Annotated in this window: 15 protein-coding genes; 7 read left to right on the top strand and 8 right to left on the bottom strand. The window is 66.8% G+C overall.

Annotated elements, in window-relative coordinates; translation table 11 throughout:
* The first annotated feature begins 121 nt into the window (after positions 1-121).
* Both thyX and ACJASC_RS06070 read left to right on the top strand, forming a co-directional pair.
* The gene (gene thyX / locus ACJASC_RS06065; RefSeq protein WP_415144399.1) at positions 122-1,030 is read left to right on the top strand and encodes an FAD-dependent thymidylate synthase; all 909 of its coding nucleotides are present in this window, start codon (positions 122-124) and stop codon (positions 1,028-1,030) included.
* Positions 1,027-1,605: a hypothetical protein gene (locus tag ACJASC_RS06070; protein WP_415144401.1), complete on the top strand. Its 579-nt coding sequence runs from the start codon at positions 1,027-1,029 to the stop codon at positions 1,603-1,605. The genes thyX and ACJASC_RS06070 overlap by 4 nt, the downstream gene beginning before the upstream one ends.
* Before the next feature lie 16 nt (positions 1,606-1,621).
* Here the strand turns inward: ACJASC_RS06070 and ACJASC_RS06075 are convergent, their stop codons facing one another.
* Complete coding sequence (locus ACJASC_RS06075) at positions 1,622-1,828, bottom strand: cold-shock protein (protein WP_021692131.1); 207 nt, start codon at positions 1,826-1,828, stop codon at positions 1,622-1,624.
* Positions 1,829-1,927: 99 nt separating this feature from the next.
* Here ACJASC_RS06075 and ACJASC_RS06080 point away from each other — a divergent pair, with 99 nt between their 5' ends.
* Positions 1,928-2,224: an arsenate reductase family protein gene (locus ACJASC_RS06080; RefSeq protein ID WP_415144403.1), complete on the top strand. Its 297-nt coding sequence runs from the start codon at positions 1,928-1,930 to the stop codon at positions 2,222-2,224.
* Positions 2,225-2,228: 4 nt separating this feature from the next.
* Here ACJASC_RS06080 and thrS read toward each other — a convergent pair whose 3' ends face one another.
* On the bottom strand, positions 2,229-4,184 hold the full coding sequence (gene thrS, locus ACJASC_RS06085; protein ID WP_415144405.1) for a threonine--tRNA ligase: 1,956 nt from the start codon (positions 4,182-4,184) through the stop codon (positions 2,229-2,231).
* Between the two features lie 158 nt (positions 4,185-4,342).
* On the opposite strand from thrS, the gene ACJASC_RS06090 reads away from it, so the two are divergent.
* A complete protein-coding gene (locus tag ACJASC_RS06090; RefSeq protein ID WP_415144407.1) occupies positions 4,343-5,080 on the top strand; it encodes an alpha/beta hydrolase in 738 nt (245 codons plus the stop codon).
* Here the strand turns inward: ACJASC_RS06090 and ACJASC_RS06095 are convergent.
* Both ACJASC_RS06095 and ACJASC_RS06100 read right to left on the bottom strand, forming a co-directional pair.
* Positions 5,077-5,247 (bottom strand): hypothetical protein, encoded by a 171-nt coding sequence (locus tag ACJASC_RS06095; protein WP_021692127.1) that lies wholly within the window; start codon positions 5,245-5,247, stop codon positions 5,077-5,079. The two genes, ACJASC_RS06090 and ACJASC_RS06095, sit on opposite strands and share 4 nt — an antisense overlap.
* 26 nt (positions 5,248-5,273) lie before the next feature.
* Positions 5,274-6,386, bottom strand: a complete 1,113-nt coding sequence (locus ACJASC_RS06100; protein ID WP_415144409.1) for a pyridoxal phosphate-dependent aminotransferase — start codon at positions 6,384-6,386, stop codon at positions 5,274-5,276.
* Between the two features lie 93 nt (positions 6,387-6,479).
* Between ACJASC_RS06100 and ACJASC_RS06105 the strand changes: the two genes are divergently transcribed.
* Entirely contained in the window at positions 6,480-6,647 is a 168-nt protein-coding gene (locus tag ACJASC_RS06105; RefSeq protein WP_415144411.1) for a hypothetical protein, read from the top strand.
* Positions 6,648-6,711: 64 nt separating this feature from the next.
* Here the strand turns inward: ACJASC_RS06105 and ACJASC_RS06110 are convergent, their stop codons facing one another.
* Positions 6,712-9,807: a valine--tRNA ligase gene (locus tag ACJASC_RS06110; RefSeq protein ID WP_415144413.1), complete on the bottom strand. Its 3,096-nt coding sequence runs from the start codon at positions 9,805-9,807 to the stop codon at positions 6,712-6,714.
* Between the two features lie 63 nt (positions 9,808-9,870).
* Positions 9,871-10,305 carry an Lrp/AsnC family transcriptional regulator gene (locus ACJASC_RS06115; RefSeq protein ID WP_415144415.1) on the bottom strand — a complete coding sequence of 145 codons (435 nt, stop codon included), beginning with the start codon at positions 10,303-10,305 and terminating at the stop codon, positions 9,871-9,873.
* A gap of 107 nt (positions 10,306-10,412) precedes the next feature.
* Here ACJASC_RS06115 and ACJASC_RS06120 point away from each other — a divergent pair, with 107 nt between their 5' ends.
* Both ACJASC_RS06120 and ACJASC_RS06125 read left to right on the top strand, forming a co-directional pair.
* Entirely contained in the window at positions 10,413-11,588 is a 1,176-nt protein-coding gene (locus ACJASC_RS06120) for a type III PLP-dependent enzyme domain-containing protein (protein WP_415144417.1), read from the top strand.
* Positions 11,589-11,663: 75 nt separating this feature from the next.
* Positions 11,664-12,761 carry a DUF2235 domain-containing protein gene (locus ACJASC_RS06125; protein ID WP_415144419.1) on the top strand — a complete coding sequence of 366 codons (1,098 nt, stop codon included), beginning with the start codon at positions 11,664-11,666 and terminating at the stop codon, positions 12,759-12,761.
* 1 nt (position 12,762) lies between these two features.
* Here the strand turns inward: ACJASC_RS06125 and ACJASC_RS06130 are convergent, their stop codons facing one another.
* The gene (locus ACJASC_RS06130) at positions 12,763-13,731 is read right to left on the bottom strand and encodes an alpha/beta fold hydrolase (protein ID WP_045319505.1); all 969 of its coding nucleotides are present in this window, start codon (positions 13,729-13,731) and stop codon (positions 12,763-12,765) included.
* Positions 13,724-14,017 (bottom strand): SCP2 sterol-binding domain-containing protein, encoded by a 294-nt coding sequence (locus ACJASC_RS06135; protein WP_021692119.1) that lies wholly within the window; start codon positions 14,015-14,017, stop codon positions 13,724-13,726. Before ACJASC_RS06135 ends, ACJASC_RS06130 begins: the two co-directional genes overlap by 8 nt.
* Positions 14,018-14,040 lie beyond the last annotated feature (23 nt).

Below are 14,040 nucleotides of genomic sequence, written 5' to 3' on the forward strand. Positions count from 1 at the left end.
CCGGGCGGGGCGGGGGGGTGTCAACGCGCGCCGCCCTGCGCGCCGGTCCCGGTGCGGGGTTGTTTCCCTCCTGCCACGCGGCGGCTATGGATGGGCAGACCCGGATTCAGGAGACTCCCCCATGCCGCTGACGCCCGAGCAGGACGCCGAGATCGCCGATCTGCGTGCCACCCCCCGATCCACCCTGCGTGCCGTCTCGGACGGGGCCGAAAAGCACCTCTACCGCGCGATGCCGGTGCTCGACCACGGTTTTGTGCGGATGATCGACTACATGGGCGACGACGCCGCGATCTGTCAGGCGGCGCGCGTCAGCTACGGGCGCGGCACCAAGTCGGTGCAGAACGACGAGGGGTTGATCCGCTACCTGATGCGGCACTGGCACTCGACCCCGTTCGAGATGTGCGAGCTGAAGCTGCACGTGAAGCTCCCCGTTTTCGTCGCGCGCCAGTGGATCCGCCACCGCACCGCCAACGTCAACGAATACTCCGCCCGCTACTCGATCCTCGACCGGGAGTTCTACATCCCGCGCGCCGAAGACCTCGCCGCGCAGTCGGCGCAGAACAACCAGGGCCGGGGCGACGTGCTTGGCGCGGAGGAATCGGCCCGTGTGCTTGACTGGCTGCGCGAGGACGCGCATCGCGCCTATGACCATTACAAGGCGATGATTTCCGATGAGGGCCAGCAGGGCCTCGCGCGCGAGCTGGCGCGGATGAACCTGCCCGCCAACATCTACACGCAGTGGTATTGGAAGGTGGATCTGCACAACCTGTTTCACTTCCTGCGCCTGCGCTCCGATCCCCACGCGCAATACGAGATCCGGGTCTATGCCGACGCAATCTGCGAGATGGTCAGGGACTGGGTGCCCGCCGCCTACCGCGCCTTCGAGGAGTATCGCCTCGGGGGGGTGACGCTTTCAGCTTCCGGTGTAAAGTGCCTGCGTCGGATGCTCGCTGGGGAGGAGGTGACTCAGGAGACGTCCGGGATGAGTGCTCGGGAGTGGCGGGAGTTTGAGGCTATCGTTGGAAAATGAGCGAGATTTGGTCTTGGCTTACTATAAAGGTGGGCCACCTATTTACGCCTGCCCGGATGATACTCATCGGGATCACAGTGCCCTACCTGTCGATCAAAGATCCTTTTGAATATCTTGCCAAAAACGAAATAGAGGCATCGTTCTCAAACGCAAAATATTTGCTTTTTATCGTCTTGTGTGTGGCGCTGGCCTTGTTTGCCTTTGAGGTGGTAAAAAGCCTGTGGGGAAGAATTATTGGTATATACAAATGCATGGTACGGCATTGGGGTGCGGCAAATTCCAACCTTTCGCTCCGACCTCAAGTAATTCTTAGTCTTGTCGAAAGTCAGGAGCCAGATGCAACCCAACTGCGGTCAAGTCATCCTGATGTGAGATTGTTAAGAAAGAACGGATACATAGAGCGGTACTATGTCGCCGCTTATATGTTGGGCGACCCCTATGACCTCTATAAAGTATCTGCATCAGGCAGGATTGCATTAAAGTATGTAAATATTGAGGGCTTTATGACGAAAAGTGACCGGGATAGGGAGGAGTTCCTATCTCAAGTCGCTCCATATCAGTTCCACGTTGAGTAAATCTGAAGAACGATTGTTAAACTTTCCGCAAATTCCCCGCCATCTCCCGACCATCCCGCCCTTCGATCAACTCGAACTCCACCGGCTCGTCATCGGCGAGGCCGGTGAGGCCGGAGCGTTCCACCGCCGAGATGTGGACGAAGATGTCCTTGCCGCCATCCTCCGGCGCGATGAAACCATAGCCCTTGGTGGTGTTGAACCATTTCACGGTGCCCTTCGGCATGGCACATACTCCCGTCACTGGAACTGCGACCGCACGCCTTGCGGTTGCCAAGGACAGTAGGGCGCGGCACTGAAAGGCAAATCACATGTGGAGGGAAAGATGCGGGTTCTCGGGCTGAAGAACTGCGACAAGACGCGCGCCGCGATGAAGACGCTGACCGCGCAGGGGCATGATCCAGTGCTGGTCGACGTGCGGGCGGAGCCTCTGGAGGCGGAGGAGCGCGCGGCGATCGTCGCGGCCTTTGGCGACCGTGCGATCAACCGCTCCTCGACCACGTGGCGGGGGCTGGGCGAAGACGAAAAAGCCCGGCCAGTGGCCGGGCTTCTGGAGGATCACCCGGCGCTTCTGAAGCGCCCGGTGATCGAAGAGGGCGGGGCCTACCGCCAAGGGGTCTAGGGCCTCAGCCCGCGCGGCGCAGGTCCGGCGGCGTCGCCTCGTCGCGGAGGCGCGTCAGAACGTCGTCGAGCGGCAGCACCTCGGAGCGGTTCTCGCCCAAGCGACGCAGGCTGACGGTGCGCTCCTCGACCTCGCGGCCGCCGATGGCGAGGATCACCGGCACCTTGCCGACCGAATGCTCGCGCACCTTGTAGTTGATCTTCTCGTTGCGGGTGTCGGCCTCGGCGCGGATGCCGGCGCGTCGCAGCGCCGCGACCACCTCGTGCACGTAATCGTCGGCATCCGAGACGATCGAGCCCACGACGACCTGACGCGGTGCGAGCCAGAGCGGCAGGCGACCGGCGTGGTTCTCGATCAGGATGCCCAAGAACCGCTCGAACGAGCCAAGGATCGCGCGGTGCAGCATGACGGGCCGCGCCTTGTCGCCCTTTTCGTTGACGAACTCCGCATCCAGCCGGTCGGGCAGGTTGAAATCGGCCTGGAAGGTGCCGCACTGCCACTCGCGCCCGATCGCGTCGGTGAGCTTGAAGTCGAGCTTGGGGCCATAGAACGCGCCTTCGCCCGGATCGACGGTATACTCCGCCCCGGCCTTCTGGATCGCCTTTTCGAGCGCAGTCTCGGCCTTGTCCCAGATCTCGTCGGAGCCCACGCGGGTCTCGGGCCGGGTCGAGAGCTTGATGTCGAACTTCTCGAAGCCGAGATCGTGATAGACCGAAGCCAGCAGGCCGATGAAGTCGGCGCATTCCTGCTCCAGCTGATCCTCGGTGCAGAAGATATGCGCATCGTCCTGCACGAAGCCGCGCACCCGCATCAGCCCGTGCATGGAGCCCGAGGATTCGTAGCGGTGACAGGAGCCGAACTCAGCCAGCCTGAGTGGCAGGTCGCGGTAGGATTTGAGGCCCTGATTGTACACCTGCACGTGGCAGGGGCAGTTCATGGGTTTGAGCGCATTGGTGCGCTTTTCCTTGGCGCCTTCCTCGTCCACCTCGACGATGAACATGTTCTCGCGATACGCCTCCCAGTGGCCCGACCGCTCCCACAGCACCCGGTCGACGACCTGCGGCGTGCGGATTTCGCGGTAACCGGCGGCGTTCTGGCGGCGGCGCATGTAGTCTTCGAGCGCGCGATAGACGGTCCAGCCGTTCGGGTGCCAGAACACCATGCCCGGCGCTTCCTCCTGCAGGTGATACAGGTCCATCTCGCGGCCGAGCTTGCGGTGGTCGCGCTTGGCGGCCTCCTCCAGCATGGTCAGATGCGCCTTGAGCTCGTCGCGGTTGCGGAAACCGACGCCCGAGATGCGCTGCAGCTGCGGCCGCGACACGTCGCCGAACCAGTAGGCGCCAGAGACGCCCATCAGCTTGAACGCGTCGGCCGGCAGCTGGCCCAGATGCTGAAGATGCGGGCCGCGGCAGAGATCCTGCCACTCGCCATGCCAATACATGCGGATCGGTGCGTCCTCGGGGATGCGGTCGAGAAGCTCGATCTTGAAGGTCTCGCCGCGCTCCTGATAGTAGGCGCGCGCCTGCGCCCGGTCCCACACCTCGTTGCGGATCGGCTCGGACTTGGCGATGATTTCCTTCATCTTCTTCTCGATCGCGCCGAGGTCTTCGGGGGTGAAGGGCTCGGAGCGGTCGAAGTCGTAGAACCAGCCATTCTCGGTGACCGGGCCGATGGTGACCTTCACGTCGGGCCAGATCTCCTGCACCGCGCGGGCCATCACATGCGCGAAGGCATGGCGCATCAGTTCGAGCGAGGGCGCTTCGTCCTTGGTCGAGTGAATGGCGATCTGGCTGTCATGTTGGATCGGCCAGCTCAGGTCCCAGTGATTGCCGTTCACATCGGCGGAGATGGCCTTCTTGGCGAGGCTGGGCGAAATCGACTGCGCCACCTCGGCGGCGGTGACGCCTGCGGGGTAGTCGCGGCTGTTGCCATCGGGAAAGGTGAGGGAGATCTGGGCCATGTCGGCCTCCTCGTCGGTTTGGCGCCCACGGAACGCCCGGTTGCGGGTTATATGCGTGAGGGGCTTGATGATCGGGCAGGGCCGGGCTGTCAAGCGCGGGGCTTGCCATCGGGGGCGCGCGCTTCGATGCTGCGGGCCGACCCCGAACGGAGAGAGCCATGCCCGAGTTCACCAGCCTACAGGGCCGCCGTATCGCCTATGACCATACGCCGGGCGAGGGGCCGGGCGTGGTGTTCCTGGGCGGCTTCCGCTCGGACAAGGAGGGCACCAAGGCGGTGTTTCTCGAAGACTGGGCCAAGCGGCAGGGCCGCGCCTTCCTGCGGTTCGACTATTCAGGCCATGGCAGCAGCGGCGGCACGTTCGAGGAGGGGGCGATCGGTGATTGGGCCGAGGACGCGGCGGCGGCGCTGTCGCTGACGAGAGGACCCCAGATCCTTGTCGGCTCCTCGATGGGGGGCTGGATCTCGCTGCTGCTGGCCCGTGCGGTGCCCGAGAAGGTGGCGGGCCTCGTCACCATCGCCGCGGCGCCCGACTTTACCGAGGATGGGTTCTGGGCCGGGATGACCGGCGAGATGCGGACCCGCTTCGAGGTCGAGGGCTATCTCGACCACCCTTCCGATTACGGCGACCCGCTGCGCATCACCCGGCGGCTGATCGAGGAGGGGCGCGGCAACCTCGTGCTGCGCAGTCCGCTGCCGCTGCCGTTTCCGGTGCGCTTTTTGCAAGGCACGGCGGACGAGGATGTCTCGGTCGCCACGGCGTTGCGGCTGTTCGAACATGCCGAAGGGCCGGACATGCGGCTGACGCTGGTCGACGGGGCCGATCACCGCTTTTCCACGCCCGACTGTCTCGATCTGATCGCATCGAGCGTGGCCGAGATTTCGGCGCGGGCCTAGCGCCGGGCGCGGCGGGCAATGGGACGGGAGAGGCCGTCAAAGCCCAGCGCGCCGAAGATCACCCCGGCCCAGCCCCAGATCGCCCCCGCGGTCAGCAGCCCCATGAACAGCATCACGCCGAGCGTGGCGAGAAAAGCGTTGGTGAAGTTCGGGGCGGGTTGGCGCATGGCGGCCTCCTTAGGCCTCATATCACCTAGGGCGCGGCGCGGGCGGTTTCCAGCGCACGCGGTAACGCCTGCGCGAAGACGTCGAGATCGGCCTCGCGCCCTGCGGTGACGCGGATGCAGCGATTGAGTGGCGCCACGCCGGGCATCCGCACGAAGACGCCGAGATCGCCGAGAGCGGCCACCACCCGTTTCGCGAATGCCCCGTCGGCCCCACAGTCGATGGCGACGAAATTGGTGGCCGAAGGCAGGGGCGCGAGGCCGTTGTCATGTGCGATGGCGGCAATTCGCGCGCGGGCGCGGGCCACTTCGGTCACCACATGCGAGAGGTGCGCGCGGTCGGCGAGCGCCGCCAGCGCCCCGGCCTGCGCCATCCGGGTCAGGCCGAAATGATTGCGCACCCTGTCGAAGGCCGCGATGAGCGGCTTGGGCCCGATGGCATAGCCGACCCGTGCGCCTGCGAGGCCATGCGCCTTGGAAAAGGTGCGAAAGCGGATCACCCTGTCGTTGGCCGGGTCGATCCGGGGCAGTTCGGCCTCGGGGGCGAACTCCACATAGGCCTCGTCGAGCACGAGCAGCGCGCCATCGGGCAGCGCCTCTATCATCTCCTGGACCGTGGCGGCGTCGTGCATTCCGCCCATCGGGTTGTCGGGATTCGCGAGGTAGACCAGCTTGGCCCCCGACCAGGCGGCGCGCTCCATCAGCCCCTTGGCATCGACACGGTCGGCCTCGTAGGGGACCTGCTCGATACGCCCGCCAAATCCGGTCACGTGGAAGTCGAAGGTCGGATAGCCGCCCTTCGAGGTCACCACCCAGTCGCCGGGGCCGATAGTAAGCCGGACCAGAAGGCCCAAAAGCCCGTCGATGCCTTCGCCGACGCGGACATGGCCGGGATCGACCCCGTGATGCGCCGCGATGGCATGGCGTAGTTCATGCGCCTCGGGGTCGCCATACATCCACGCGTCCCGGGCCGCCTCCTGCATCGCCGCGATGGCGCCGGGGGCGGGGCCGAACACGCTTTCGTTTGCACCAATTCGCGCGGTGAAGGCGCGGCCCATGCGGCGTTCGAGCGTTTCGGGTCCCACAAAGGGCACGAGGTCGGGCAGCGAGGCGGCGAGCGGGGTGAGGCGTGGATCGGTCATCGCCCAAGGATGCCGCGCGGCCGTGACAGGGACAAGCGACAAACGCTTGCACCAGCGGAAATGGGCGGCTAGCGTGTCCGTGTCAACCTGAGGATGAAAATGGTTCGATATCTGCGACGTGGCGTCCGCGTACTTCGCATCGCCTTTTCCCCCTCCGAGTTCGAGGAGCGTTCCGGATTCGACTATATCTGGGCGATCCTGCTGCTATCCGGCCTGGGCGTCGTCATGACCTTCGCCTACAAGCTGATCTTTCCGAGCTAGATCCAGACCCTCTCCGAGGGCGCCCCGCCCACGCTTCGTTTCCAAAAGCGCGGGCGGGATCGCTTCACATGATCTCGGCCAGCCGATCGAGAGCGGCGGCGAGTTGCGCCTTTTCGGCCTCGCGCGCGGCGAGATTCTGCTGGGTCTCCTCGACCACCTCCTCGGGGGCGCTCTGCGCGAATTTGGGGTTGTTGAGCCGTCCGCGCAGGCCGCCCAGTTCCTTTTCGAGCTTGCCCAGCACCTTTTCGAGCCGGGCCTTCTCGGCCGAGACGTCGATGATGTCGGCAAGCGGCAGCGCCAGCGTCGCACCGGGCAGGGGCACGGTGATCGCGCCCTTGGGGGCGGCCTCGGCCTCGACCATTGCCTCGATCCGCGCCAGCCGCGAGATCATCGCGGCGTTGCGGTCCCACGCGGTGCGCACGGCCTCGTCGGCACCGACGAGGACGACCGGCACCTGAAGGCCTGCGGGCACGTTCATCTGCGCCCGGGCCGAGCGCACGCCTTCGACCATCGCAATGGCGAGCGACATCTCGGCCTCGGCTTCGGGGTCGGCCAGATCGGCGGTGGTGTATTCGGGCCATTCGGCATGAACGAGCATGGTGTCGCGCTGGGCGGTGTTGCCCCACAGCTCCTCGGTGATGAAGGGCATGATCGGGTGCAGCAGGATCATGCACTGGTCCAGCACCCAAGCCATGACCGCCTGCGTCTCGGCCTTTGCGGCATCATCCTCTCCTTGCAGCAGCGGCTTGGAGAACTCGACATACCAGTCGCAGACCTTGCCCCAGACGAAGGCGTAGAGCCCGTTCGCGGCATCATTGAAACGGTAGGCGGCGAGCGCCGCATCGGTCTCCTCGCGGATCTTCGCGGTCTCCGACACGATCCAGCGGTTGACCGTGGCGGTGGCCTTGGGCGGGACCGAAGGGGCGGCGTGACGCTCGGGCGCCAGCGCGCCGTTCATCTCGGCAAAGCGGCAGGCATTCCACAGCTTGGTGGTGAAGTTGCGGTAGCCCGCGATCCGCTGGGTCGAGAGCTTCAGGTCGCGCCCCATCGCTGCCATGGCGGTGAGGGTGAAGCGCACGGCATCCGCGCCGTACTCGTCGATGAGATCGAGCGGGTCCATGACGTTGCCTAGGGACTTCGACATCTTCTTGCCCTTCTCGTCGCGGACGAGGGCGTGGACATAGACGGTGTCGAAGGGCTTCTGATCGACCACGGCGTATTGCATCATCATCATCCGTGCGACCCAGAAGAAGATGATGTCGAAGCCGGTGACCAGCGTGGTGGTCGGAAAGTACTTCTCCAGCTCCGGGGTCTGTTCGGGCCAACCCAGCGTGCCGATCGGCCAGAGCCCTGAGGAGAACCACGTGTCGAGCACGTCGGGATCGCGCCAGACGGGAATGGCGGTCGGGGCCTGAGGGCTGCGGATCGCGCCCTCGTCGGTGGTGTTGCCGATCACGGCTTCGAACAGCGCCAGCGCCTCCTGACGGTCCTCGACGAAGCGGATCTCGTCATGGCCGTAATAGGCGGCCATCTTGGCGAACGCCTCCTCGCGGGTGGCGGCGCAGAACGGGGTCCAGTCGGCTTCGAGGTCGACATGGCCATCGGTGAGCGTCGGCCCGTACCACACCGGGATCTGGTGGCCCCACCAGAGCTGGCGCGAGATGCACCACGGCTCGATGTTCTCGAGCCAGTGGAAATAGACCTTGGCGTCGCGCTCGGGCAGGATCTTCGTCTCGCCGTTGCGCACGGCATCGAGCGCGGGGCCCACGATCTTCGAGGTGTCGACGAACCACTGGTCGGTCAGCATCGGCTCGATCACAACCTTGGAGCGATCGCCGAAGGGCTGCATGATCGGCTTGTGCTCGACCAGCGGCACGAGCCGCGTCTCGGGGGCGCTGCCGCCTTCCTCGGCGGCCTCGCGCTTGGCGGCCTTGGGGCCGAGGCGCGGGTCGTATTCGGGCACCATGACTGCCAGGCCCTGCTCGGTGATGTCTGCGATCACCGCTTCGCGCGCCTCGAACCGATCGAGCCCGCGATACTCGTCCGGCACGAGGTTGAGCGCGTCGGCCTCCATGACCGAAATCTCGGCACCTTTCGCCACGTCCTGCGCGCGCGCGGCGGCCTCGGCATAGGGGGCGCCGTCGGCGCGCATCGCGCCCTTGGTGTCCATAAGGCGATACATCGGGATGCCGCCGCGCTTGGCGACCTCGTAGTCGTTGAAGTCGTGCGCTCCGGTGATCTTCACCGCGCCTGAGCCGAAGTCCATCTCCGGGTACTCGTCGGTGATGATCGGGATCAGGCGGCGATGCTCCTTGGGGCCGACCGGGATTTCGCACAGCTTGCCGATGATCGGCGCATAGCGCGCGTCATCGGGATGCACCGCCACCGCGCCGTCGCCGAGCATCGTCTCGGGCCGCGTCGTGGCGATGGCGATGTAGTCGCGCTCCTCCTCGAAGACGACATTGCCGTCCTCGTCGCGCTCCACATAGGTATAGGTCTCGCCGCCGGCCAGCGGGTACTTGAAGTGCCACATGCTGCCGGGCTGCTCGATGTTCTCGACCTCGAGATCCGAGATCGCCGTCTCGAAATGCGGGTCCCAGTTCACCAGCCGCTTGCCGCGATAGATCAGGCCCTTGCCGTACATGTCGGCGAAGACCTTGATCACCGCGTCATGGAAATTGCCCTGCTCGCCCTCGGGCGCGCCGGGCGCGCCGGACATGGTGAAGGCGTTGCGATCCCAGTCGCAGGACGCGCCGAGGCGCTTCAACTGATCGACGATGGTGCCGCCCGACTGAGCTTTCCACTCCCAGACCTTGCCGAGGAACTTCTTGCGGCCCATCTCGCGGCGGGTCTCGTTACCCGCCTTGGCCATCTCGCGCTCGACCACCATCTGGGTGGCGATGCCCGCATGGTCCTGCCCGGGCTGCCACAGCGTGTCGAAGCCGCGCATCCGGTGCCAGCGCGCGAGGATGTCCTGCAACGTGTTGTTGAAGGCGTGACCCATATGCAGCGAGCCCGTGACGTTGGGCGGCGGAATCATCATCGAGAAGGTCTCGGACCGGCGCGCGCCAGCGCCTGCGCGGAATGCCCCCGCCTGTTCCCATGCCTCGTAGAGCCGGGCTTCGGCCTCGGCCGCATCGAACGTCTTTTCCATCGCCATGTCCCGGGCTCCTCGGTGAGATCGGCCTTGTCTCTAGCGCGGCGGGCAAGGGAGGAAAAGGGATCAGCCCCGGTCGATGCGGGTGCTCAGGTGAATGAGCGCCTCGGTCGCCTTCACCCCATCGAGCGCGCCGATCCGGTCGAGCGCCGCATCCAGCGCCTCGGTGGTGTCCGCGCGCAGCCGGCAGGCGAGGTCGAAGCGCCCCGATGTGGTGTGCACCGTCTCGACCTCGGGCAGCCGCTTCAGCCCCGCCAGAACGGCAGCCTGCCGCGCAGGCGTCATCTGCACCAGCACTGTGGCGCAGATGCCGCCGCGCGCCTGCGGCGACAATCGCAGCGTATAGCCCGCGATCACCCCCGATCGCTCCAGCCGGTCGAGCCGGGCCTGCACGGTGGAGCGCGCGAGGCCGAGCCGCTGCGCCAGATGCGCGACAGGCGCGCGAGCGTTCTCGCTCAAAAGTGCGATCAGCCGGGCATCTGTCGGGTCTCGTTCGGCCATATCGTCGATCTTGCCGTCGATCTGCCGGCAGGTCGAGACATATCGCGCGCATCGCCGCTAGGGTCCGGCGGGGCGGGGGCGCAGCATGGAGAAGAGGAGGCCCCCTGATGCTGCAAACCCCGATCCCCCTTCCCGAAACCGCCGACACGCGCATCGCCGAGACGCCGCGGGACTGGCTCGCCCGGTATGGTGGCGACGCGCCGGTGCTGCTCGCGTGCCCCGAGGCGCTCTCGGCGCGGCATGACCGGTTCCGCCACGGTTTTCCGGGCGAGGTGACCTATGCGGTCAAGGCCAACCCCGATCCGGGCGTGATCGGCCAGTTCGCGGCCGGGGGAATGCGCGGCTTCGACGTAGCGTCGCCCGCCGAGATGACTCTGCTGCGCGGGCTGTGTCCCAAAGCCGTGCTGCACTACCATAACCCGGTGCGGTCGCGCGCCGAGATCCGCGCGGGAATCGCGGCCGGGGTGGCTTCGTGGTCGGTGGACGACATGGGCGAACTCGACAAGCTCTCAGCTTGCGGTGTGGCACCGGGCACGGAGGTCGCGGTGCGGGTGAAGCTTCCGGTGGCGGGTGCTGCCTATGATTTCGGCACCAAGTTCGGCGCGGCCCCCGATCTGGCGCTGGCGCTTCTGACGCGCGCGACCGCGCTGGGCCTGCGCGTCTCGATGACCTTTCACGTCGGCACGCAATGCGCCGATCCCGACGCCTGGACCGCCTACATGGCAGCCTGCGACAGGCTGGCCCGCGCCGCCGCTGTGCGTCTGGCGCGGCTCAATGTGGGCGGCGGGTTTCCCTCGGGGCGCGACGGGGCGGAGCCGGAACTGGCCCCCATCTTCGCGGCGATCGGCCGCGCGCATGCCGCGTTCGACGGCGCGCCCGCTCTGGTCTGCGAGCCGGGGCGCGCGTTGGTGGCCGACGCCATGGTCTATGCCGTGCCGATCAAGGCACGGCGCGGGGCGGCGCTCTATCTGGCCGACGGCACCTATGGCGGACTGTCGGAATGCCCCTCGATCGGCGTGCCACGCGTGGACCTGATCGCGCATGACCGCCGCGCGCCCGAGGCGACCATGCCCTTCACCCTGTTCGGCCCGACCTGCGACAGCCTCGATCGGCTGCCGGGCCAGACGTGCCTGCCAGGCTGCGCGCAGGAGGGTGACTGGCTGCTGTTTCGTTCGGCGGGCGCCTATCTCGTGGGGGTAACCACCTGTTTCAACGGATATGGCACATATGAAAAGGGACTGGTGTCACGGCTCTGGACAGACCCGGCTCGTCCCTTAGGGTAAAGGTTAACGGCGGAAGGATCGGGATGCGGCGGGCGGACAGGGCAGGCACGGTCGGGGCAGACGGGAGAGGCCGGGATGGGCGTTCGTGACTGGCTGCTCGGACTGGTCGGACGCAGGCCCCGGCAGGCCGAGGGCCAGCCCCGCGCCCGTGGCGCCGCCACCCATGTCATCATCCTCGACGGCACCATGTCGACGCTCAGGGCGGGGTTCGAGACCAATGCCGGGCTGACCTACAAGCTGTTGCGCGAAAGCGGGCGGCACGCCAACCTGACCGTGCATTACGAGGCGGGGATCCAGTGGGGCAGCTGGGCCGAGACGCTCGACGTGATGATGGGACGCGGCATCAACCGGCTGATCCGGCGCGCCTATGGCGTGCTCGCCTCACGGTTTCGCCCCGGCGACACGATCATCCTCGTGGGCTACTCGCGCGGGGCCTATGCGGTGCGCTCGCTTGCGGGGGTGATCAGCCGGGTCGGTCTTCTGCGCGCCGAGGAGGCGACCGAGCGTAACGTGCGCGACGCCTATCGCTATTACCGCCATCGCGGTCCCGAGCCCAGCGAGGCCGCCCGCGCCTTCGCGCGGCTGCACTGCCACGACTATGTGGAGATCGAGGCCGTGGGCGTATGGGACACGGTGGCCTCTCTGGGGCTGCGGCTGCCGGGGGCGTGGCGCCATTCCCGGTCCAATCACATGTTCCACGACCACCGGCTCGGCAGCCATGTGCTGCATGGGTTTCACGCGCTGGCGCTCGATGAGACGCGCCACGCTTACGAGCCGGTGCTGTGGGTAACGCCCGAAGGGTTCTCGGGGCATCTCGAACAGGTCTGGTTTCGTGGCACGCATGGCGACATCGGCGGTCAGCTAGGCGACGCGCTCGAAAGTCGGCCGCTCGCCAATATTCCGCTGGTCTGGATGCTGGAGCGGTTGGAAAGTTGCGGCCTGAGCCTGCCCGAAGGCTGGCGCGACCGCTTTCCCGTCGATGCCGGGGCGCCCTCGGTCAGCACATGGCGCGGCTGGAACAAGCTGTTCCTGTCGCGCGGGCGGCGCATTGTCGGGCGCGATCCGTCGGAGCGGCTGCACGACACGGTGGCGGGCGGGCACCCGGCCCATTCCCGCCTTCCGGTGTCGGGAGAGGATCTGCCATCGGTCGGGCACCTCGGGGCGGCCGAATAGCCTAAGATCCTGCCTGCCGCGCGAAATGCGCCGTGATCCGGTCGATCCGTGCGCCGCGCGTCGCCGCATCCTCAATCAAAAGCTCGTGCCGTCCGCCCGCGATCACCTCGAACTCCGATCCGGGCCAGCGGGCCATCCGGTCGCCGATGCGCTTCGAATCGACCACCCATTCCTCGTCGCCAAGCAAGGTCAGGCAGGGCAGGTCGGGCGAGGCCAGCCGCGACAGCGCCCGCGTCTCATGCAGCGCCTCGTGCAGCCAGTGCAGCGACGGGGCGGCGAGGCCGAGCTCGGGATGGGCCTCGACCTGCCGGCGCACCCAGTCGAAGCTCTCGACGTCGCGGGTCAGCATGTTGGCCTCGGCGGCCTCGGCCGCGTCCTCGAGCGTGGCCGAGCGGCCGGGCGAGGGCAGGTGCGACAGACCGACCAGCCGCGAGGCGCTGCTCAGCCCCCATGCGGCGACCCGCAAGGTCGGGCGCATCAGCACGCCCCACATCGGCGCGGTAAAGCAGGCGGTGGCAAAAGGCGCGCCGCGCAACAGCGCGCGCAGCCCGATGCAGCCGCCCATGGAATGCGCCAGCATGTGGTAGGGCCCCGGCAGGCCCAGCGCATCGACATGCGCGATCAGCGCGTCGAGATCGTCCTGATATTCGGCAAAGCTATCGACATGGCCGCGCATCGCGTCGTCATGCGCACGGTCCGACAGCCCCTGTCCGCGCCAGTCGAGCGTCGCGCAGCCAAAGCCGCGCGCCACCAGATCGGCGGCGATGCGACCGTATTTTTCGGCGTATTCGGTGCGCCCGGTGAGGATCAGCACCGTGCCTTTCACCGGCTCCTTCGGCGTCTGAGGGCCGTGCCAGTGCACGGCCCTCAGACGCACCCCGTCGGCAGCGGCGATCCAATGCGCCGCCGCCGGGCCGCAGGCCACCTCCGCAAAGAACGGTGCGGCAGGGCGGCCCGCGCCGTCAGCCAAGGACCGCCGCCAGCTTCATCGCGAGGCCCATGTCGCCATCGACCGAAAGCTTGCCCTGCATGAAGGCCGCCGTGGCGTCGAGATCGCCCTCGAGGATCGACTGGAACGTCTCGGCCTCGGCGGTGAGGGTCACCTCGGCGGGCTCGTCTCCCTCGCGCGCGCCGTTCTCGTCGATCATGATCGCACCCTCGTCCGCGATCACGAACTTGGCGGGACCACCATCGAGGCCTTGCCCGTCCATCTTTGCGTTGAGCGCCGTCACGGCTTGGCTCACCAACTCACTCATAGCGTCGTCCTTCGCGTTCGCGG

The sequence above is a fragment of the Limimaricola cinnabarinus genome (genome assembly GCF_047631075.1).
GTDB lineage: Bacteria > Pseudomonadota > Alphaproteobacteria > Rhodobacterales > Rhodobacteraceae > Limimaricola > Limimaricola cinnabarinus.

What these genes read in the sequence shown, in the direction of transcription:
- thyX (WP_415144399.1), top strand. Translation starts at nt 122, where the DNA reads ATGCCGCTGACGCCCGAGCAGGACGCCGAGATCGCCGATCTGCGTGCC.
- ACJASC_RS06070 (WP_415144401.1), top strand. Translation starts at nt 1,027, where the DNA reads ATGAGCGAGATTTGGTCTTGGCTTACTATAAAGGTGGGCCACCTATTT.
- ACJASC_RS06075 (WP_021692131.1), bottom strand. Translation starts at nt 1,828, where the DNA reads ATGCCGAAGGGCACCGTGAAATGGTTCAACACCACCAAGGGCTATGGT.
- ACJASC_RS06080 (WP_415144403.1), top strand. Translation starts at nt 1,928, where the DNA reads ATGCGGGTTCTCGGGCTGAAGAACTGCGACAAGACGCGCGCCGCGATG.
- thrS (WP_415144405.1), bottom strand. Translation starts at nt 4,184, where the DNA reads ATGGCCCAGATCTCCCTCACCTTTCCCGATGGCAACAGCCGCGACTAC.
- ACJASC_RS06090 (WP_415144407.1), top strand. Translation starts at nt 4,343, where the DNA reads ATGCCCGAGTTCACCAGCCTACAGGGCCGCCGTATCGCCTATGACCAT.
- ACJASC_RS06095 (WP_021692127.1), bottom strand. Translation starts at nt 5,247, where the DNA reads ATGCGCCAACCCGCCCCGAACTTCACCAACGCTTTTCTCGCCACGCTC.
- ACJASC_RS06100 (WP_415144409.1), bottom strand. Translation starts at nt 6,386, where the DNA reads ATGACCGATCCACGCCTCACCCCGCTCGCCGCCTCGCTGCCCGACCTC.
- ACJASC_RS06105 (WP_415144411.1), top strand. Translation starts at nt 6,480, where the DNA reads ATGAAAATGGTTCGATATCTGCGACGTGGCGTCCGCGTACTTCGCATC.
- ACJASC_RS06110 (WP_415144413.1), bottom strand. Translation starts at nt 9,807, where the DNA reads ATGGCGATGGAAAAGACGTTCGATGCGGCCGAGGCCGAAGCCCGGCTC.
- ACJASC_RS06115 (WP_415144415.1), bottom strand. Translation starts at nt 10,305, where the DNA reads ATGGCCGAACGAGACCCGACAGATGCCCGGCTGATCGCACTTTTGAGC.
- ACJASC_RS06120 (WP_415144417.1), top strand. Translation starts at nt 10,413, where the DNA reads ATGCTGCAAACCCCGATCCCCCTTCCCGAAACCGCCGACACGCGCATC.
- ACJASC_RS06125 (WP_415144419.1), top strand. Translation starts at nt 11,664, where the DNA reads ATGGGCGTTCGTGACTGGCTGCTCGGACTGGTCGGACGCAGGCCCCGG.
- ACJASC_RS06135 (WP_021692119.1), bottom strand. Translation starts at nt 14,017, where the DNA reads ATGAGTGAGTTGGTGAGCCAAGCCGTGACGGCGCTCAACGCAAAGATG.